Consider the following 18,169-nt stretch of genomic DNA (forward strand, 5'->3'; position numbering starts at 1 on the left):
TAGACCGGGACCTGGCGCGCCGCCGTGCGACCGCGCACAGCAGGTCTCGGGCACCGGCTGCAGCAGCAGGTGTCAGCCACCTGCCGTGGTCGGGTCAGCCGGCCGCGCGGCGGGCGGGGGTCCCGCGCTGCTCGCCGCCGCCGCGGCGCAGCTCGACCGGGCGCGTGGCGCGGCGGCTGCCGGGCCCCGTGACGACGACGTCCGCCGCGATGCGCCGGCCGCGCAGCCGGCGCAGGTCGTCGCGCGCCGAGCGGGCGACCTTCAGCGTCACCCTCCTGCGCCCGGCCGCGGTGACGTCGACGACCCGGCGGGCCAGCGTCAGACGCTTGCCGCCGGCCGTCGCCTGGAGACGCACCACGTGGCGCCCGGGCGCCGCCGCGTCGAAGCTCACCGGCAGCCCCTGGTCGCGGAAGGTCGCCAGGCGCATCGCCGGGCGCGCCCGCACCGCCATCGGCGTGGCCGAGCCCGTGGGCAGCAGCGTCTTGCGCTGGGCGACCTTGCGGAACGGGCCGGTCACCTCGAACGTCATCCCCAGGCCGACGCCCGCGCGCTGCGAGGAGAAGTACAGCCGCTCGCCCGACGGGTCGAACGTCGCGCCGGAGAGCTCGGTGTCGGCGCCGGTGTGCAGCGGTCCGCTGAGCTTGACGAACGGCGCGACCTCGCGGTCGGGCGTCAGCAGCACCATCTGCAGGTCGTCGGCGTCCTCGCACACGAGCAGGTCGCCCGACGGCGCGTGGACGGTCAGCGCGTCGGGGTCGCGCAGCGGCGCGTCGTCGCCGACGACCTTGGCGTCGTAGACGCACTCGAGGCGCTCGGTGGCACATTCGTAGGCCCACACCCGGTCGTCGCTGGTCGACGAGAAGTAGACGACGCCGGAGTCGAACCACATCCCCTCGCCGCGCTTGAAGCGCTGCGCGCCCTCGACCTGCCGGCGCACCGGCGTGCCGCGCTGGGCCAGCGGGTCAGGGACCGCGAGCCAGCGCACACGTCCGTCCTCCATCGGCCCGGCGACCTCCAGCGTCCCGGCCGACAGGTCGGGGTACGACGCCGGCGTGAACCGGTAGAAGCCCGAGTCGCCCTCGTCCTCGGTGAGGTACAGGCGCTTGCCGACCGGGTCGACGACCGCCGCCTCGTGGGTGAAGGCGCCCATGGCGGGCCGCGCCACGGCGCGCACCTCCCCCGTGGGGTCGCACTCCCACACCAGGCCGCCGTCGACCTCCTCGCAGCTCAGCCACGTCCCCCACGGCGTCTGCCCGCCACCGCAGTTCGTCGACGTGCCCGAGAGGATGGAGCGCGCCCCCATCACCCGGCCGCTGCGGTCGAAGGTGATGGACGACGCGCCGCCGATGACCGGGACCTCGGAGTTCACGGCGAGGATCCAGCCACCGTCGGGCTGCGGGTAGGTCGCCGCGCCGTCCGGGAACGGCGGCCAGATGAACCCGGTGCCCGGCACCGGCACCCCGGAGGCCGCCACGAGACGCGACGTGAAGCCCTCGGGGACCGCGACACCGAAGCGGTCGGGCGACAGCGGCGGGCCGTACGGACCGCGCCCGGCGCGCGCCGGCGACTGCGCGAGCGCCTGGCGCCACCACGACGGGCCCATGGCGAGCGCCGAGGCGCTCAGGACGGAGGTCTGCAGGAACCGGCGGCGCGAGACGACGTGTGGCACACGCCCATCAGACCGGACGGGGGTGCCACACGCGTCACCGCGCGGTGAACGGCGTGTGAGCCGCTCGTGAAGCCGCTACGTCTCGGCGCGCCCGCGCGAGATCGCGATCTCGCCGGTGCGCATCATCTCGACCAGCCCGAACGGCCGGACCATCCGGTCGAACGCGTCGATCTTGTCGGTCGTGCCCGTGATCTCCATGATCAGCGAGCGCTTGCCGACGTCGACGACCTTGCCGCGGAAGATCTCGCAGATCTGCAGGACCTCGGCGCGCTGCTGGCCGTCGACCGCGACCTTGAACATCGCGAGCTCGCGCGCGACCGTCTCGGCCGGCTCGAGGTCGCGGATCTTCAGGACGTTGATCAGCTTGTGCAGCTGCTTGGTGACCTGGTCGATCGGGTGCAGGGCCCCGTCGAGGGTCAGGGTGATCCGCGAGATGCGGTCGTCGTCGGTCGGTCCGACCGTCAGCGTGTCGATGTTGAAGCCGCGCCGGGCGAACAGCCCCGCGATGCGGGTCAGGACGCCGGGCTTGTCCTCCACCAGGATGGAGAGGACGTGCTTGCGGCCGGTGCGCAGCGAGCCGGAGGCCTCGAGCTCCTCGAGGCTCAGCAGCTCCTTGGTGCCGGGATCGCCCACGAGCGCCACCTAGCCCACCATGTCGCGGGCGGCGGCGCCGGGCGCGATCATCGGGTACACGTTCTCCTCGCGCGTCACGCGGACGTCGACCATGACGGGGCCGGGCGTCGCGAACGCCGCCTTGAGGTCGTCGACGAGCGTCGTCTTGTCCTCGAGGCGGATGCCGGTCGCGCCGTGGGCCTCGGCGAGCTTGACGAAGTCCGGCCACGGGGCGGTGTCGGGCCGCAGGTCCACGTGGGAGTAGCGCTTCTCCCAGAAGAGCTCCTGCCACTGGCGGACCATGCCCAGGTAGCCGTTGTTGAGGATGACGGTCTTGACGTCGATCCCCTCGGTGGCGCAGGTCGACAGCTCCTGCATGTTCATCTGGATGGAGCCGTCGCCGGTCACGCAGACCACGAGCTCGTCGGGCTTGCCGACCTTGGCGCCCATCGCGGCCGGCAGGCCGAAGCCCATCGTCCCCAGGCCACCGCTCTGCAGCCACGTGCGCGGCCGCGAGAAGTGGAAGTGCTGGGCCGTCCACATCTGGTGCTGGCCGATGTCGGTGGCGACGATGCCCTCGCCGCCGGTCGCCTCGTAGAGCGCCTGGATGACGCGCTGCGGGCGGATCTCGGTGCCCTCGGTGTCGTCGAAGCGCAGCGGGTGCTTGGACTGCCAGTCGCGGATGCGCTGCCACCAGGCGTCGAGCCGCGTCGCGTCGGTCTCCAGGGCGCGGTACTCGGCCGTGAGCTTCGCCAGGACCTTCTTGGCGTCGCCCACGATCGGGATGTGCGCCGGCACGTTCTTGGAGATCTCGGCCGGGTCGATGTCGATGTGGATGAACTTCGCGCGCGGGGCGAACTCGCTGAGCTTGCCGGTCACGCGGTCGTCGAACCGGGCGCCGATGCAGCAGATGAGGTCGGCCTCGTCCATGGCGTAGTTCGCCGTGCGCGTGCCGTGCATGCCGGGCATGCCCAGCCACTGCTCGTGCGGGGCCGGGAACGCGCCCAGCGCCATGAGCGTGCAGGTCACGGGGAAGCGGTCCGACGCCGCCAGCTCGCGCAGCTCCTCGGAGGCGTTGGCGTTGATGACGCCGCCGCCGACGTAGAGCACGGGACGCCGCGCCGACGCCAGCGCCTTGGCGGCCTGGCGGATCTGCTTGGCGTTGCCCTCGGTCGTGGGCTGGTAGCCGGGCAGCCGCACGTCGGTGACCGGCTCGTAGTCGATGTCGGCCCGTGAGAGGTCGACCGGGATGTCCACCACGACCGGCCCGGGGCGGCCCGTGCGCGCGAGGTGGAAGGCCTCGTGGATCGCGCGGGGCACCTCGGTCGGGTGCTGGATCATGAAGGAGTGCTTGACGGCCGGCATCGTGATGCCGATGACGTCGGTCTCCTGGAAGCCGTCGGTGCCGAGCAGGTGCGTGCCGACCTGGCCGGTGATGAACACCGTCGGGCACGAGTCCATCATCGCGTCGACGATCGGCGTGACGACGTTCGTGGCGCCCGGACCCGACGTGGCGAAGCACACGCCGACCTTGCCGGTCGCCTTGGCGTAGCCCTGCGCGGCGTGGCCGCCGCCGGCCTCGTGGCGGACGAGGACGTGGCGGATCCCAGCGTCGTAGAGGGCGTCGTAGGTCGGGATGTTCGCCCCGCCCGGGAGGCCGAATACGACGTCGACACCCTCCGCCTTCAGGCACTCCATCACGGCATCAACTGCTCGCATGCGCTCCGACCTCCTCTCGACTCGTTCGCCGTCAGGACGCACAGAGCCGCCCCGGTGGCGGCTCGTCTACGCGCGAGTGTACCGAGGGTCGAGCGACGCCTCGGCAGGGAACTCGAGCTCGGCGCCGCACCGCGTGCAGAGCGCGTCGTGGAGCTTGACCCGGCGCCCGCACGTCGGGCACTCGCCGTCGGGCTCCTCGCTCTCCCAGCGGTAGACGACCGCCGTCAGCAGCCCGATGAACGGGACCAGGCCGCTGATGATGAACCAGATCCAGAACGACGAGCCCTTGAGGTGGCCGATGATGCCGCCGGCGAGGGCGAACGAGAGGGCGATGGTGAGGTAGACCACCGGGGCCTCCGCGGCGTCAGAGCGTCCGGACGGCCCAGATGACGGCGACGACCGCCACGATCACGGCGAGCGTCGTGGCGATCCCCGCGACGATCCCGATGACGATCTTCAGCAGGATCCACGCGGCGACCGCGAGGACGACGATCGCCAGGAGCCGGCGACCGAGCGAGGAGGCGGCCTCTTGCACGCCCCCTAGGGTACTCCGGTCAGTCGTGGCTGCGGCGGAGGTGCGCGAAGCGCTCGTCGCGGCGCTCGAGCTGGAGCCGCGCGAGGCGGTAGCGGCGGATCTTGGCCTCCGTGCCGGTGGCGCGCTCCTTCTCGGCGACGAGCACGACGCGGTGGGCGAGGTCGGCGGTGGTGGGCATGGACAGCATGGTCCACCTCGGGGCGCCGCGCGCCCATCGCCGGGCGGTCCCAGCTTCAGGAGGAGCGCTTGTACCGCTGGTCGGTCGTCACGACGCGCTGGGCGGCGTCGACGGCGGGCCGCATCTCGCCGGGCAGTCGGCGGCGCACGCGCCACGGGGCGCCCGAGAACGTCTGGTTGGCGACCGTCGCGAAGCCCTGCTCGTCGGCGCGCAGCGCGAGCAGCAGGTGGGCGACGCGGTCGCCGCAGGGCAGGCGCGGGTCGTCGACGCGCACGCACCAGCAGTGCACGCGCCCGCGCGCGAGCGGGCCGCGGCGCGGCGCGCGGACGAGCAGCGCGCCGGCCTCCCCCACGAGCCACACGCCCAGGCGCCCGCGCTCGAGGACCAGGCCGGTCCGGCCCTGCAGGTCGCGCGCCTCGTGGCCCAGCAGGTCGCCCAGCAGGCCCAGGGCCGTGCGCTCGGCCTCCTCGGTCGGCCGGCGCCTGCCGTGGCGACGCTTGGGCCGCACGACGTCGGCCCCGCGGCGCGCGTAGAGCTCGGGGATGATCCAGGCGTGCGCCCACGCCGCCAGGGCGACGGGCAGCGTGATCGGGTCCAGCAGCAGGAGGCCGACCCCCGTCGCCAGGAACGGGACGACGTGCGCGAGCGTCGTGAGCGTCCAGAGCGCGCCGAGGCGCCGGAGGCGCCGGTCGTCGACGCGGGCGCGCCAGTGGACCTGCGCGGTCTCGGGCAGGACCTCCGGCGCGCAGGGCGCGCCGACCGCCGGCGCCGGCTCAGCCGCCACTGATGGGCAGGCGCATGATCACCAGGTCGGCGCCGACCGGCAGCTCGCGGACCTGCTCGGCGTGGCCCTCGCCCGTGGAGACCATGCCGAAGTACCCCCGGTCGAGCTGCTCGCGGAAGGCCGTCACGGCCCGCTCGACCGCGGCGGGGTCGTCGGCCGTCCACTCCGCGAGGGTCGTGTGGCCGGTGTGGTCCATGCGGACGAGGCGCGCCATGGACCCGATGCTACGCCCGCGCTCAAGCGCGAGCACGCCCGGACCTAGAGCCCGAGCTGCTCGCGCACGAGGCGGGTGACCTCCTTGCCGTCCGCGCGGCCCTTCGTCTGCTTCATGACGAACCCGACGATGACGCCGACCGGCTTCATGTCGCCGCCGCGCAGCTTCTCCGCGACGTCGGGGTTGGCCTCGAGCGCGGCCGCCACGATCGGCGCGAGCTCGTCGGCGCCGCCGACGGCGCCCAGGCCCTCGGCCTCGACGATCGCCTTGGGGTCGCCGCCCTCGGCCGCGAGCTTGTCGAGGACCTGGCGGGCGGCCTGCTGGGTGACCTCGCGGCGGGTGACCATGCCCACGAGCGTGGCGAGCGCGGCGGGCTCGATCCGGCCCGACTGCGGGTCGTCCTCGCCCACGCGCGGCACGAGCTCGTTGGCCACCCAGTTGGCCAGGGGCTGGGGCTCGGCGCCATCCGCAGCCAGGGCGGCCTCGAAGAAGTCCGCCAGCTCGGTGCGGAAGGCCAGGTAGTGGGCGCTCTCGGCGCTCAGGCCGGCGGCCTCCAGGCGCGCGGCGCGCTCGGCGGGCAGCTCGGGCAGCGCCGCCCTGGCGCGGTCGAGCATCTCCTGGGTGATGGCGATCGGGACGAGGTCGGGCTCGGGGAAGTAGCGGTAGTCGTGCGCCTGCTCCTTGGAGCGCAGCGACGTGATCGAGCCCGACACCGGGTCGAAGTGCAGCGTCTCCTGGACGACCTCGCCGCCGTCGCGCAGCAGCGCCTCCTGCCGGGCCACCTCGGCGCGGATGCCGCGCTCGATGAACCGGAAGGAGTTCATGTTCTTGAGCTCGGTCTTCGTGCCGAGCTCGCGCGAGCCCTTGGGACGGATGGAGATGTTGGCGTCGCAGCGCAGCGACCCCTCCTCCATGTTCACGTCGGAGATCCCGAGGCGCTTGACCGTCGCGCGCAGCAGGCGCAGCCAGTCGCCGGCCTGCTCGGCGCTGCGCACGTCGGGCTCGGTGACGATCTCCACCAGCGGCGTGCCGCCGCGGTTGAAGTCGACGACCGACGCCTCGGAGCCGTGGATGCGCCCGCTGCCGCCCGAGTGGATGAGCTTCGCCGCGTCCTCCTCGAGGTGGACGCGGTGGATGCGCACGTCGCCCAGGCGCCCGGGCCCGCAGAGAGGCTCGTCGTACTGGGAGATCTGGTAGCCCTTGGGCAGGTCGGCGTAGAAGTAGTTCTTGCGGTGGAAGATCGACCGCGGCGCCAGCTCGCACCCGAGCGCCATGCCGATGAGCAGCCCGGCGTGGATCGCCTCGGCGTTGACCACCGGCAGCGTCCCGGGCAGCCCGAGGCACACCGGGCAGGTCCGCGTGTTGGGCGGCTCGCCGAACGTCAGCTCGCACCCGCAGAACATCTTCGTGCGGGTCGAGAGCTGGACGTGGATCTCCAGCCCGATGACGGGCTCGTACTCGACCTGGGTCGCGGTGCTCACTGCGCTCGCCTCCACGGGGCGCCGTCGAAGCCGATGGTCTGCTCGAGGGCGAAGGACGCGTCGAGCAGCCGGTTCTCGCCGAAGGCCGGCGCGGCGAGCTGGAAGCCCACCGGCAGGCCGTCGCTCGTCCCGCAGGGGATCGACACGGCCGGGATGCCGGCCAGGGACATCGGGACGGTGAAGTAGTCGTTGAGGTACATCGCCAGCGGGTCGCTGGTCAGCTCGCCGAGGCCGAAGGCGACGGTCGGCGACGTCGGGGTGACGACGAAGTCGACCTGCTCGAAGGCCTGGCGGAAGTCCTGCGCGATGAGCGTGCGGACCTTCTGGGCCGAGGCGTAGTACGCGTCGTAGTAGCCCGAGCTCAGCGCGTAGGTGCCGAGCATCACGCGGCGCTTGACCTCCGCGCCGAAGCCGTCGTGGCGGGTGCGCGTGTACATCGTCAGGAGGTCCTTGGCCTCCTTGTCGCGCATGCCGTAGCGCACGCCGTCGAAGCGCGCGAGGTTCGACGAGCACTCCGCCGGGGCGAGCACGTAGTAGGCGCTCAGGCCGTAGTCGGCGTGGGGCAGCGGCACGCGCTTGATCGTGGCGCCGAGCCCCTCGGCCAGCTGCAGCGTCTCCTCGAAGCGGGCGAAGACGCCGTCCTCGATGCCCTCGCCGGTGAGCTCCTCGGGGACGCCGAGCGTGATGCCGTCGAGGCGCTGCGCGCTGGGCAGGGCGATCTCGTCGGGGTGCTGCAGCGAGGTCGAGTCGCGCGGGTCGTCGCCGACCATGTGGCGGTACAGCAGCGCGGCGTCGGTGACGTCGCGCGTGAGCGGGCCCGCCTGGTCCAGCGACGAGGCGAAGGCGATCATCCCGTAGCGCGAGACCGTCCCGTAGGTCGGCTTGAGCCCGACGATCCCGCACAGCGCGGCGGGCTGGCGGATCGAGCCGCCGGTGTCGGTCCCCAGCGCCCAGGGCGCGGTGCCGTCGGCGACCGCCGCGGCGCTGCCGCCGCTCGAGCCGCCCGGGACGCGGCCGCGGTCCCACGGGTTGAGGACGGCGCCGTAGGCCGAGTTCTCGTTGGACGAGCCCATGGCGAACTCGTCCTGGTTGGTCTTGGCCAGCAGCGGCGCGCCGGCCCTGGTCAGCCGGTCGACGACGGTCGCCGTGTAGGGCGGGCGGTAGTCCTCGAGGATCTTCGAGCCGGCCTGCGACGGCACGCCCTCGGTGCAGAAGAGGTCCTTGACGCCGAGCGGGACGCCGCCCAGCGGGCCGTCCTGGTGCAGCTCGGCCGGCGCCTGGTCGGCGACCCAGACGTACGCGTTGAGCTCGTCGGCCGCGGCGGCGCCGCGGTAGGCCTCGAACAGCTCGCGCGCGTCGAGGTCGCCCGCGGCCACGGCGTCGGCGGCCTGCTTGGCCGTGAGCTGCCTCACGCCTGCGGGCTCGGGACGAGGAAGCCGCCGTCCTGCACGGCCGGGGCGTTGGCCAGCGCGACGTCGCGCGGCAGCGACGGGGTGACCTCGTCGGGACGCAGCGCGTTGGCGACCTCGACGACGTGGCTCGTCGGCGGCACGTCGGTCAGGTCGAGCGTCTGGAGCTTCTCGATGTGGCCGAGGATCTTCGTGAGCTCCTCGCTCATCCGGCCCACCTCGTCGTCGGTGAGCTCCAGGCGCGCCAGGCGGGCGACGTGCAGGACCTGCTCGCGGTCGATCATGCGACGGCCCAGTCTAGGACCGTCGCCGCCCTCAGGACCCTGCGCCCGGGATGGGCCGCGCCGGGGGCGGCGTGTACGCCGACTCCGGCGCGTCCTTGCGCTCGTCGCCCATCGCCAGCCACGAGCCGACCGGGATGAGGACCGCGACGAGCAGGCCGGCCCAGCCCGCCGGCTCCAGGGCGACCTGCGTGTTGCCCAGGCCGGCGTCGAGGGCGGGCTGGAGGACGAGGGCGCGCAGCAGCAGCGCGGGCACGAGCAGGATCCCGAGCATCGAGGTCCAGATGTCGGCGGTCATGATCCACGCGACCGGCCGGCCCTTCGCGGTGACCACGACGAGCGCCAGGCCCAGGAGGGCGAGCACGACCAGCAGGACCACGAGGACGATGCCCAGGCCGCCGTAGCCCGTGGCGGTCAGGCCCTCGCCCTCGAACCAGTCGAGGGCGAGCAGGACCAGGAGCGCGGCGCTCGCCGCGCCGCACAGCAGCTCGCCGTGACGCAGGCGCCCGAGGCCCATCAGGCCGCGACCTCCTCGAGCTGGAGCTCGGCCGCGCGCAGCGTGTTGCGCAGCAGGCAGGCGATCGTCATCGGGCCCACGCCGCCGGGGACGGGGGTGATGGCCGACGCGGCCTCGGACGCCGCAGCGAAGTCCACGTCCCCGGTGAGCCCGGTCTCGAGCCGGTTCATGCCCACGTCGATCACGACGGCGCCCGGCTTGACCCAGTCGCCCTTCACGAGGTGCGCGACGCCGACCGCCGCGATGAGGACGTCGGCGCGCCGGCAGACCTCGCGCAGGTCGCGCGTTCGCGAGTGGCAGACGGTGACCGTCGCGTTGGCCGCCAGCAGCAGCTGGGCCATCGGCTTGCCGAAGAGGTTGGACCGGCCGATGACGACGGCCTCGGCGCCCCGGAGCTCGGCGCCCGCCTCGGCGAGCAGGAGCATCACGCCCTCGGGCGTGCACGGCCGCAGCCCCTCCATCCCCAGCGCCAGGCGGCCGGCGCTCGCGACCGTCAGGCCGTCGACGTCCTTGCGCGCGTCGATGCGGTTGGTGAGCTCGACGCCGTCGAGGTGGTCCGGGACCGGCAGCTGGCAGAGGATGCCGCTGACGTCGGGGTCCTCGTTGAGGCGGTCGAGCAGCGCGACGACCTCCTCGCGCGGCGCGTCGCCCGGCAGGCGGTGGTCGAAGCCCTGGATGCCGACCTCGGCGCAGGCCTTCTGCTTGCCGCCGACGTACACCGCGCTGGCGGGGTCGTCGCCGACGAGGACGGTGGCCAGGCCGGGGCGGCGGCCGTGGCGGTCCACGAACGCCTGCACCTCCTCCGCGACCGCGGCTCGGGTGCGTGCCGCGAGGGCCTTGCCGTCGATGATCTGGGCCGCCATCGGGCCGGACCCTAGCGCTTGGTCAGCGGGGCGAAGTCGGCCATGAGCTTGCGCTCGACGCCGTCCTTGGCGAAGCGCACGACGACGACGCCGCCCGGCTCCACGGACAGCACGACGCCGTCGCCGAAGGCGGCGTGGACGACGTCGTCGCCCTGGGCGAAGCCGGCGGCCGGCGCGTCCTGGCGGGCGGCGGCCCAGCTCGACATCGCCCGCGGGCGACCGCCGCCGGACGGCCCCGAGCCCGCGAAGGCGCCCAGGCCGCCCTCGCGGTCCAGGAGGTCGGGCGGCAGCTCGCCGAGGAAGCGGCTGGGCAGCCCCGGCGTCGCGGCGCCGAAGACCGACCGCCGGCGCGCGTGCGAGAGCGTGAGGTCCTTCATCGCGCGGGTGATGCCGACGTAGCAGAGCCGGCGCTCCTCCTCGAGCGTGCCCTCGTCGACCGAGCGCGAGTGCGGGAAGACGCCCTCCTCCATCCCCAGGATGAAGACCGTCGGGTACTCGAGGCCCTTGGCGTTGTGGAGCGTCATGAGGGTCACGAGCCCCTCGTCGTCGCGGCGCGTGTCGGCGTCGGCCACGAGCGCGAGCTGCTGGAGGAACAGGTCGAGCCGGTCCTCCGACGGGTCGGTCGTCGCGTCGAACTCCCGCGCCGCCTCACCGAGCGCGGCGAGGTTCTCGATGCGCCCCTGCGCCTCGATCGTGCGCTCGGCCTCCAGCGCCTCGAGGTAGCCGGTCTCGTGGAGGATCGCCTCGAGCAGGTCGCCCACCGGCACGCCCTCCTGCGCGCGCGAGCGCAGGTCCTGCATCGTCGCCATGAACCGCGTGAGCGCCTTGATCGCCGCGGTCCCCAGGCCGGGCACCGCCGTCGGCTCCGCGGCCGCCTCCCAGACCGGGATGCCCATCGCGTCGGCGTGGCTGAGCACGCGCTGCAGTGAGGTGTTGCCGATGCCGCGCCGCGGCGTGTTGACGATCCGGGCGAAGGCGATGCCGTCGGCCGGGTTGGCCAGGACGGTGAGGTAGGCGATCGCGTCCTTGACCTCGGCGCGCTCGTAGAACTTCGTGCCGCCGACGACCTGGTAGCCGATCTCGCGGCGCACGAGCTGGTCCTCGAGCACCCGGGACTGCGCGTTGGTGCGGTAGAAGACCGCGATCTCGCTGCGGCTGTGGCCCTCGTCGACGAGCCGCTCGACCTCGCCCACGACGAACCGCGCCTCGGCGTGCTCGTCGTCGAGCTCGCGCACCCGGATGGGCTCGCCGCGGCCGTTGTCGGTCCACAGCTCCTTCTCCATCTGGTCGCGGTTGTGGCGGATGAGCGCGTTGGCCGCGTCGAGGATCGTCTGCGTCGAGCGGTAGTTCTGCTCGAGGCGCACGACCTTCGCCTCCGGGAAGTCGTCCTGGAAGTCGAGGATGTTGCGGATGTCCGCGCCGCGGAACGAGTAGACCGACTGCGCGTCGTCGCCGACGACCATGAGGTTGCCGTGCTCGCCGGCGATGAGCTGCAGCAGCCGGTACTGCGCGTGGTTGGTGTCCTGGTACTCGTCGACGAGGACCCAGCGGAAGGCGGCGCTGTAGCGGGCGCGCACCTCGGGGAAGAGCTCGAGGACGTTGACGACGCGCACGAGCAGGTCGTCGAAGTCCATGGCGTTGGCCTTCAGCAGCGCCTGCTCGTAGAGCTCGAAGGCCTCGCCGACGACCTCCTCGTAGGGGCCCGACACGAGCTCGCGGTGGGCGGCGGCGTCGCGCAGCTTGTTCTTGGCGTCGGAGATCTGGTGCTGGACGCTGGCCGGCGTGAAGCGCTTGACGTCGGCGCCGATCTCCTCGAGGCAGCGCTTGACCAGCCGTCGGGAGTCGGCCGCGTCGTAGATCGTGAAGGAGCGGGTGTAGCCCAGCCGCGGCGCCTCGGCCCGCAGGATCCGCGCGCAGGCGGCGTGGAACGTCGAGACCCACATCGCGCGCGTGGAGTGGCCGAGCAGCCCCTCGACGCGCTCGCGCATCTCCCCCGCGGCCTTGTTGGTGAACGTGATGGCCAGGACCTCGCCCGGCCGCGCCAGCCCGGTGTGCACGAGGTAGGCGATGCGGTGCGTGAGCACGCGCGTCTTGCCCGAGCCTGCGCCCGCGAGGACCAGCAGCGGGCCCTCCTCGTGGGTGACGGCGTCGCGCTGCGGGTCGTTGAGCCCCTCCAGCAGCGAGGCGATGCGGTCGTCGGCGGCGGTGGGGCCCATCCCCTCCGAGGATAGGCGCGAGACCGGGCGGCATAGGCTGCGCGGCGTGCCCGGCCTGCTCGACGAGGTGCGCGCGTCCTGCGCGGCCATCGCTGCGGACGCGCGCTCGGTGCGCATCGCGCCCGAGGCGCTCGAGCGCCTCGTGGTCAGCGAGGACGTCCCGGCCCCCACGCTGGACCCCGAGCGCCACTTCCTCGAGGGCTCCGAGCTCGAGGTCGCGACCTACCTCCTGGTCCTCGACGCGGTGAACTTCGGCTCGGGCTGGTTCCCGACGCTGCGCAAGCGCGCGCTGCCCGACGGCTCGACGGTCTCCGGCTACTTCACGGTCGCCTGGGCGCTGGCCGACCGCTGGCGCGCCCACGGCTCCTGGACCAACGACGAGCTGCGCGCGATGCGCACCGAGGAGGTCGCCGACGTCCTGGGCCAGCGGCGTGACCACGAGCTCATGAGCCTCTACGCGCAGGCGCTGCGCGAGCTGGGGCGCTTCCTCGGCGACCACACCGCGCTGGACCTCGTGACCGTCGCGCGCGGGAGCGCCGAGCGGCTCGCGGAGGCCGTGGTCGAGCACATGGCGCTGTGGGACGACCGCGGCTTCTTCAAGCGCGCGCAGATCCTCGCCCACGACCTGGCGATCGCCGGCCTCGCCTCGTTCACCGACCTCGACCGGCTCACGATCTTCGCCGACAACCTCGTCCCCCACGTCCTGCGGGTGGAGGGCGCCCTCGTCCTCGACCCCGAGCTCGAGGCCCGGATCGACCGCGAGGAGCTCCTGCCCCCCGGCCGCGAGGAGCGCGAGCTGCGGGCGTGCGCCCTGCACGCCTGCGAGCTCGTCAGCGCCCGGACCGGGGTCGCTCCCCGCGTGCTCGACGTCTGGCTGTGGAACCGCGGCCAGGCTCAAGCGGTCAAGGCGCGGCCCCGACACCGGACGAGGTGCGTCTTCTACTAGCGGCTGCCGCCTCCCTCACGCTCCTCCTCGCCCCGCCGGCCCACGCGGTCGTCGGCGGCACCCCGCTGGACGTGGCCGCCGACGCGCCGTGGCTCGTCAAGGCCGGCCCGTGCTCCGGCACGCTCGTCGCGCCCGACCTCGTCGTGACCGCCGCGCACTGCGCGGACGGGACGCCCCTGGCGCAGCTCGCGGCGCGGCCCGCCGCCGGCGGCCCCGCGGTCCCCGCCGTCGCCCTGACGGTCCACCCCTCCTACGGCCTCGCGCCCACGCCCCACCACGACGTCGCGGCGATCGGCCTGGCCGCCGCGCCCGCCGGCACGGCGGTCCTCCCCGTCGCGGGTGGCCCGCCCGCCGCGGCGACGCCCGTGTGGGTCGCCGGCTGGGGCGCGACGGACGTCGCGGGGACCGAGCGCAAGCCGGTCTTCGGCCCGCGCGCGGCCGACCCGCTGCGCGGCGCGCTCGCCGCGCTGGACCGCACGACGTGCACGCGCTGGTACGCGGGCCACAAGCCGCGCACCCCGCTCGACGCGTCGATGGTCTGCGCGCGCGACCCGCTCGAGCCGGCCGGTCTGGGCCGTGCGGTGGCGCCGTGCCTGGGCGACTCGGGCGGCGCGCTCGTGGCGCCCGGACCGGTGCTGGCCGGCGTCTTCTCGTGGACGCACCGCTGCGGCGACGAGGGCGACCCGTCCGTCTTCACCGGCGCGGGGGCCGTGCGGGCGGTCGTGGCGCGCGCTAGCCGCCGGCCGGGTTCGGCCCGCGCACGGGGCGCAGCTTCGTCACGGGGGCGGCGGGCGGCTCGACGTCCTGGAGCGACGCGACGCGGCGCTCGAGGTCGCGCAGCCGCGCGCTGAGCTCCTTGATCGCGTCGGCGACCGGGTCGGGCAGGTGGATCCAGTCGGCGTCCGGCCCATCGGGGCGGCGGCCCTCGATGCGCACGACGTGACCGGGGTTGCCGACGACCGTCGAGTCCGGCGGCACGTCGGTGATGACGACCGAGCCCGCGCCGATCTTCGCGCCGTCGCCGACCTCGATCGGCCCCAGGAGCTTGGCGCCCGAGCCGATGACGACGCGGTCGCCGACCGTCGGGTGGCGCTTGCCGGTGGCGAAGCCCGTGCCGCCGAGCGTGACCCCCTGGTAGAGCGTCACGTCGTCGCCGACCTCGGCGGTCTCCCCCACCACGACGCCCATGCCGTGGTCGATGAACAGCCCGCGGCCGATGCGCGCGCCGGGGTGGATCTCCACGCCTGTGACGGCGCGCGTGACGTAGGCGATGGAGCGCGGCGCGAGCGGGACGCCCGCGTCGTGCAGGGCCTTGGCGACGCGGTGGGCCAGGACGGCCTGGACGCCGGGCCAGCTCGCGAGGATCTCCACGGAGGAGACGCCGCGGGCGGCGGGGTCGCGCTCGTGCGCGGCGGCGACGTCGCGGCGCACCTCGCCGGCGACCCGCCAGACCAGCCCAAGGCCGAGCATCTGCGATCGAGGGTAGCGGCCTAGGTCGGGGCGAAGAAGGGGGCGCTCACGTAGCGCTCCCCGCTGTCGGGGAGCACGAGCGCGATGCGCTTGCCCTGGGACTCGGGCCGGCGCGCGACCTCCAGTGCCCCGTACAGCGCGGCGCCGCACGACATGCCGCTGAGGATCCCCTCGCGCGCGGCCAGCAGGTGGGCGAGCTGGATCGCGTCGTCGTCGGGGCACTGCAGGACCTCGTCGACGACGTCGCGGTCGAAGACCTGCGGGACGAAGCCGGCGCCGATGCCCTGGATGCGGTGCGGGCCCGGCGGGCGCCCGGAGAGGACCGCCGAGGAGGCGGGCTCGACGGCCACGACCTGGCACGTCGGGTTGCGGCTCTTGAGGAACCGCCCGACGCCGGTGACGGTGCCGCCGGTCCCCACGCCGCCGACGAAGACGTCGACGTCGCCGTCCAGGGCCTCCCAGATCTCCGGGCCGGTGCCGGTCTCGTGGGCGGCGGGGTTCGCGGGGTTGGAGAACTGGTCGGGCAGGAAGACGTCGGGGCCCGTGGCCAGGCGCCGGGCGGCGGCGACCGCCTCGTCCATCCCGCCCATCGACTCGACGATCTCCACGCGCGCGCCGTAGAGCTTGAGCAGGGCCTCGCGCTCCCGGCTCATGCCCTGGGGCAGGAAGATCGCGAGGTCGTAGCCCTTGGCGGCGCAGACGAAGGCGAGCGCGATGCCGGTGTTGCCCGAGGTCGCCTCGACGATCGTCGTGCGGCCCGGCTCGATCTGGCCCGCGCGCTCGGCCGCCTCGACCATGGCGACGCCGATGCGGTCCTTGACCGAGCCGCCCGGGTTGGCCGCCTCGAGCTTGGCGAAGAGCTCGACGCCCTCGGGCGCCAGGCGGGTCAGCTGGACCATCGGCGTGTGGCCGACGTGCTCGGCGATGTTCGTCGGGACGCGGGCCACGTGCGGCCCCTCACGCTACAGGGACCGCTCAGGGCTCCACGGGCCGCGCCGTCGGGTCGACGATCGACCCGCCGGCGTCCGGGCGCTTGCACAGGACGCCCAGGACGAGCGGCTCGGCGGTCGTCCGGCTGATGCCGGCGTGGGGCGCGACGAGGACCGTCGCGGTCGCGTCGGTCCCGATGCGCGTGCCGGGCGCGTACGCGGCGTCGACGCGCCCGCCCTCGGGGGGCAGCAGGTCGGCGACGCGCAGGCCCGGCGGGCAGGCGACGTCCAGGCGCTGCTCGCGCGGCACGACGCGGTGGCGGACGACCGCCGTCCCCGACGGCAGCGGCGCGGCCATCGCGACGGCGCCGCCGGGCAGCGCGAGGCTGCGCAGGGCGACGGGTGACGGGTCGCCGGCGGCGAAGACCTGCACCCCCAGCGTCGTGCCGGCCGCGACGACGGCGGCCGTGCCGGCCGCGGCCTTCGCGCCGCCCGTCGCCTTGCCCGCGGCGAAGAGCTTCACGCCGGTCAGCGCCAGGAGGAGCCCGGCGGGCGGCGCAAGGACGTGCAGCTGCCGGCGCTGGGCCTTCAGCGCCCCGCGCAGGGCCCGGCACTCGGGGCATGTCGCCACGTGGCGCAAGGTCCGGGCGTTCGCGCGGCGCCGCTCGTCGTGGGCGGCGAGGAGGTCGTCGCGGAACGGTCCGCAGTCGGCCGAGCGTGCCTCGTGGGCGCGGGCCAGGCCGCAGCGCGCGCGGTGCACCAGGCTGCGGGCCGCCAGCGGGGTGACCTGCAGCTCGGCGGCGACCTCGGCGTGGCTGAGGCCGTCGAGCTCGCGGCGCACGAGCGCGTGGCGCTGGGAGGTCGGCAGCGCCGCGACGTCGTCGAGCAGCCGGCGCAGGTCGTCGCGGCGCTCGGCGGCGACCACGGGCTCGTCGCGCGGGTCGGCGAGCAGGACGGTGTCCTCCAGCTCGACGGCGCCCCCGCGCACGCGCCCGAGCTCGTCCAGGCAGCAGTTGCGCACGAGGCGGTAGAGCCACGGGCGCAGCTGCATCGGGCGGTCGTCGCGGCGCAGCGCGCGGTGCGCCCGCCACAGCGCCTCCTGGACGACGTCCTCGGCGAGGTCCGGGCCCGCCTGGCGCAGGACCTTGCCGGCGAAGCGCGTGAGCTGCGGGCGGTAGCGCGCGTCGAGCTGCTCGAACGCCGCCTCGTCGCCGCCGCGGAAGGCGGCGACGAGGCGCTCGTCGTCCAGGCGCCGGGTCACGAGCGTCCCGGCGCGCACAGGACCTTCGAGACGAGCCAGCCCTGGGCGCCGGTGCGCTGGGCGCGCACGAGCGACCAGCGGCCGTTGGCGGTCCGTCCCAGGACGACGAACCGCTGGGGCTTGCGCAGCTGGGCGACGGCGAACCCGCCGGGCGCGTCGCGCAGGGCCACGCGGTCGACGCACAGCGCACGCGCCGGCGCGGCCGCCGCGGCCGGAGCCGCGGCGGCGAGGAGGGCGCCGCCCGTCAGGGCGAGGGCGACCGCGTGGGTGGCGCGGCCGGCGCTCACTGCTGGGCGCTGGGCGTCTGGCGCAGCACGCGGGAGTGCATGGCGAGCGTCGTGCGGCCGGTGAGCTGGCCGGTGCTGACGCGCACCACGAGGTCCATGCTGTCCCCGCGCGCGCGGGTCGTGCCGACGAGCGTCACGGTGACGGGCCCGCTCTGGGCGGCGCGGCCCTTGACCTTCTTCTTGGCGGTCTTCAGGCGCTTGGCCTTCAGGGCGCGGCTGGCCTTCGCCGTCCGGGCCTTGCCGGAGGCCGGGTACGGGTTGCCGTAGGGGTCGAGCGTCGGCTTGCCGTCGGCGCCGACGAAGTCCCATCCGACGGCCTTGCAGCTCGCGCCGAAGCGCAGCGACTCGGCGTTGAGCTTGGCCTCGCTCTCCGGGCGGACGAACGTGCCGTCGGGCTGCTTGACGGCGCCGGGGATGCCGCCGTTCGGGGTGTTCGCGGCGGCCGGCTCGGGCTCGACGACGCCGAAGTACTCGAACGTCTGGGCGGCCAGGTCGATGCCGGGGCCGCTGATCTCGATGCCCTGGCACGGCAGGACGGTGTTCCAGTCCTGGCCGAGCGCCTCGACCGGGAGGCGGTACTCCTTGGAGGTGTTGGACTCGAGGGTGTAGGTCGCGTCGTACTTGACGACCTTGCTCGGGTCGAAGTGCGGCGCGGGCCGGTCCTGGGCCGCGACGGCGGTGCTCGAGGCGGTGGCGGCGAGCAGGGCGGCGGCGGCGATGGTGCGGGTCTTGGTCACTTGCGGTGCTCCTTCGGGGTTGGCGAGGGGAGAACCGCCCGCCGCACGTCGATGTTGCGGC

General features: G+C 74.4%; 21 protein-coding genes. 2 read left to right on the forward strand and 19 right to left on the reverse strand.

What is annotated here, in order from left to right:
- Positions 1 to 94: 94 nt before the first annotated feature.
- From JUB12_RS04775 to JUB12_RS04840, 14 genes are all read right to left on the reverse strand, one after another.
- Positions 95 to 1,669 (reverse strand): alkaline phosphatase PhoX, encoded by a 1,575-nt coding sequence (locus tag JUB12_RS04775; RefSeq protein WP_205698470.1) that lies wholly within the window; start codon positions 1,667 to 1,669, stop codon positions 95 to 97.
- Positions 1,670 to 1,744: 75 nt separating this feature from the next.
- The gene (ilvN, locus tag JUB12_RS04780; protein WP_241004416.1) at positions 1,745 to 2,311 is read right to left on the reverse strand and encodes an acetolactate synthase small subunit; all 567 of its coding nucleotides are present in this window, start codon (positions 2,309 to 2,311) and stop codon (positions 1,745 to 1,747) included.
- A complete protein-coding gene (gene ilvB / locus JUB12_RS04785) occupies positions 2,312 to 4,000 on the reverse strand; it encodes a biosynthetic-type acetolactate synthase large subunit (RefSeq protein ID WP_205698471.1) in 1,689 nt (562 codons plus the stop codon).
- A gap of 66 nt (positions 4,001 to 4,066) precedes the next feature.
- A complete protein-coding gene (locus JUB12_RS04790) occupies positions 4,067 to 4,348 on the reverse strand; it encodes a hypothetical protein (protein ID WP_205698473.1) in 282 nt (93 codons plus the stop codon).
- A 16-nt stretch (positions 4,349 to 4,364) separates the two neighbouring features.
- Positions 4,365 to 4,535, reverse strand: a complete 171-nt coding sequence (locus JUB12_RS04795; protein ID WP_205698475.1) for a hypothetical protein — start codon at positions 4,533 to 4,535, stop codon at positions 4,365 to 4,367.
- Between the two features lie 19 nt (positions 4,536 to 4,554).
- The gene (locus JUB12_RS04800; protein WP_205698477.1) at positions 4,555 to 4,713 is read right to left on the reverse strand and encodes a hypothetical protein; all 159 of its coding nucleotides are present in this window, start codon (positions 4,711 to 4,713) and stop codon (positions 4,555 to 4,557) included.
- Between the two features lie 55 nt (positions 4,714 to 4,768).
- A complete protein-coding gene (locus JUB12_RS04805) occupies positions 4,769 to 5,497 on the reverse strand; it encodes a hypothetical protein (RefSeq protein WP_205698479.1) in 729 nt (242 codons plus the stop codon).
- Entirely contained in the window at positions 5,487 to 5,711 is a 225-nt protein-coding gene (locus JUB12_RS04810) for a hypothetical protein (protein ID WP_205698482.1), read from the reverse strand. Before JUB12_RS04810 ends, JUB12_RS04805 begins: the two co-directional genes overlap by 11 nt.
- A gap of 44 nt (positions 5,712 to 5,755) precedes the next feature.
- A complete protein-coding gene (gene gatB / locus JUB12_RS04815; RefSeq protein WP_205698484.1) occupies positions 5,756 to 7,192 on the reverse strand; it encodes an Asp-tRNA(Asn)/Glu-tRNA(Gln) amidotransferase subunit GatB in 1,437 nt (478 codons plus the stop codon).
- Positions 7,189 to 8,604 (reverse strand): Asp-tRNA(Asn)/Glu-tRNA(Gln) amidotransferase subunit GatA, encoded by a 1,416-nt coding sequence (gene gatA / locus JUB12_RS04820; RefSeq protein WP_205698486.1) that lies wholly within the window; start codon positions 8,602 to 8,604, stop codon positions 7,189 to 7,191. Before gatA ends, gatB begins: the two co-directional genes overlap by 4 nt.
- Positions 8,601 to 8,885 carry an Asp-tRNA(Asn)/Glu-tRNA(Gln) amidotransferase subunit GatC gene (gene gatC, locus JUB12_RS04825; protein WP_205698488.1) on the reverse strand — a complete coding sequence of 95 codons (285 nt, stop codon included), beginning with the start codon at positions 8,883 to 8,885 and terminating at the stop codon, positions 8,601 to 8,603. The genes gatA and gatC overlap by 4 nt, the downstream gene beginning before the upstream one ends.
- 31 nt (positions 8,886 to 8,916) lie before the next feature.
- On the reverse strand, positions 8,917 to 9,399 hold the full coding sequence (locus JUB12_RS04830; RefSeq protein ID WP_205698489.1) for a hypothetical protein: 483 nt from the start codon (positions 9,397 to 9,399) through the stop codon (positions 8,917 to 8,919).
- Positions 9,399 to 10,262, reverse strand: coding sequence for a bifunctional methylenetetrahydrofolate dehydrogenase/methenyltetrahydrofolate cyclohydrolase FolD (gene folD, locus JUB12_RS04835; RefSeq protein ID WP_205698490.1), 864 nt, complete (start codon positions 10,260 to 10,262; stop codon positions 9,399 to 9,401). Before folD ends, JUB12_RS04830 begins: the two co-directional genes overlap by 1 nt.
- A gap of 11 nt (positions 10,263 to 10,273) precedes the next feature.
- On the reverse strand, positions 10,274 to 12,478 hold the full coding sequence (locus tag JUB12_RS04840; protein WP_205698492.1) for an ATP-dependent helicase: 2,205 nt from the start codon (positions 12,476 to 12,478) through the stop codon (positions 10,274 to 10,276).
- Between the two features lie 46 nt (positions 12,479 to 12,524).
- On the opposite strand from JUB12_RS04840, the gene JUB12_RS04845 reads away from it, so the two are divergent.
- Together JUB12_RS04845 and JUB12_RS04850 are read left to right on the forward strand one after the other, a co-directional pair.
- Complete coding sequence (locus JUB12_RS04845) at positions 12,525 to 13,424, forward strand: queuosine salvage family protein (RefSeq protein ID WP_205698494.1); 900 nt, start codon at positions 12,525 to 12,527, stop codon at positions 13,422 to 13,424.
- Positions 13,409 to 14,275 carry a trypsin-like serine protease gene (locus JUB12_RS04850; RefSeq protein WP_205698496.1) on the forward strand — a complete coding sequence of 289 codons (867 nt, stop codon included), beginning with the start codon at positions 13,409 to 13,411 and terminating at the stop codon, positions 14,273 to 14,275. Before JUB12_RS04845 ends, JUB12_RS04850 begins: the two co-directional genes overlap by 16 nt.
- Here the strand turns inward: JUB12_RS04850 and cysE are convergent.
- Genes cysE through JUB12_RS04875 form a run of 5 tightly spaced genes read right to left on the reverse strand, consistent with a single transcriptional unit; the run spans position 14,157 to position 18,108 of the window.
- On the reverse strand, positions 14,157 to 14,894 hold the full coding sequence (gene cysE / locus JUB12_RS04855) for a serine O-acetyltransferase (protein WP_205698498.1): 738 nt from the start codon (positions 14,892 to 14,894) through the stop codon (positions 14,157 to 14,159). The two genes, JUB12_RS04850 and cysE, sit on opposite strands and share 119 nt — an antisense overlap.
- A gap of 20 nt (positions 14,895 to 14,914) precedes the next feature.
- Positions 14,915 to 15,841 (reverse strand): cysteine synthase A, encoded by a 927-nt coding sequence (gene cysK / locus JUB12_RS04860; protein ID WP_205698499.1) that lies wholly within the window; start codon positions 15,839 to 15,841, stop codon positions 14,915 to 14,917.
- Between the two features lie 28 nt (positions 15,842 to 15,869).
- Positions 15,870 to 17,084, reverse strand: coding sequence for an RNA polymerase sigma factor (locus JUB12_RS04865; RefSeq protein ID WP_205698500.1), 1,215 nt, complete (start codon positions 17,082 to 17,084; stop codon positions 15,870 to 15,872).
- On the reverse strand, positions 17,081 to 17,371 hold the full coding sequence (locus JUB12_RS04870) for a hypothetical protein (protein WP_205698501.1): 291 nt from the start codon (positions 17,369 to 17,371) through the stop codon (positions 17,081 to 17,083). The genes JUB12_RS04865 and JUB12_RS04870 overlap by 4 nt, the downstream gene beginning before the upstream one ends.
- Positions 17,368 to 18,108, reverse strand: a complete 741-nt coding sequence (locus tag JUB12_RS04875; RefSeq protein ID WP_205698502.1) for a hypothetical protein — start codon at positions 18,106 to 18,108, stop codon at positions 17,368 to 17,370. Before JUB12_RS04875 ends, JUB12_RS04870 begins: the two co-directional genes overlap by 4 nt.
- Positions 18,109 to 18,169 lie beyond the last annotated feature (61 nt).

Origin of the sequence: Conexibacter sp. SYSU D00693 (assembly GCF_017084525.1) — a bacterium.
Taxonomy (GTDB): domain Bacteria; phylum Actinomycetota; class Thermoleophilia; order Solirubrobacterales; family Solirubrobacteraceae; genus Baekduia.

What these genes read in the sequence shown, in the direction of transcription:
- ilvB (WP_205698471.1), bottom strand. Translation starts at nt 4,000, where the DNA reads ATGCGAGCAGTTGATGCCGTGATGGAGTGCCTGAAGGCGGAGGGTGTC.
- JUB12_RS04800 (WP_205698477.1), bottom strand. Translation starts at nt 4,713, where the DNA reads ATGCCCACCACCGCCGACCTCGCCCACCGCGTCGTGCTCGTCGCCGAG.
- JUB12_RS04810 (WP_205698482.1), bottom strand. Translation starts at nt 5,711, where the DNA reads ATGGCGCGCCTCGTCCGCATGGACCACACCGGCCACACGACCCTCGCG.
- gatC (WP_205698488.1), bottom strand. Translation starts at nt 8,885, where the DNA reads ATGATCGACCGCGAGCAGGTCCTGCACGTCGCCCGCCTGGCGCGCCTG.
- JUB12_RS04830 (WP_205698489.1), bottom strand. Translation starts at nt 9,399, where the DNA reads ATGGGCCTCGGGCGCCTGCGTCACGGCGAGCTGCTGTGCGGCGCGGCG.
- folD (WP_205698490.1), bottom strand. Translation starts at nt 10,262, where the DNA reads ATGGCGGCCCAGATCATCGACGGCAAGGCCCTCGCGGCACGCACCCGA.
- JUB12_RS04840 (WP_205698492.1), bottom strand. Translation starts at nt 12,478, where the DNA reads ATGGGCCCCACCGCCGCCGACGACCGCATCGCCTCGCTGCTGGAGGGG.
- cysE (WP_205698498.1), bottom strand. Translation starts at nt 14,894, where the DNA reads ATGCTCGGCCTTGGGCTGGTCTGGCGGGTCGCCGGCGAGGTGCGCCGC.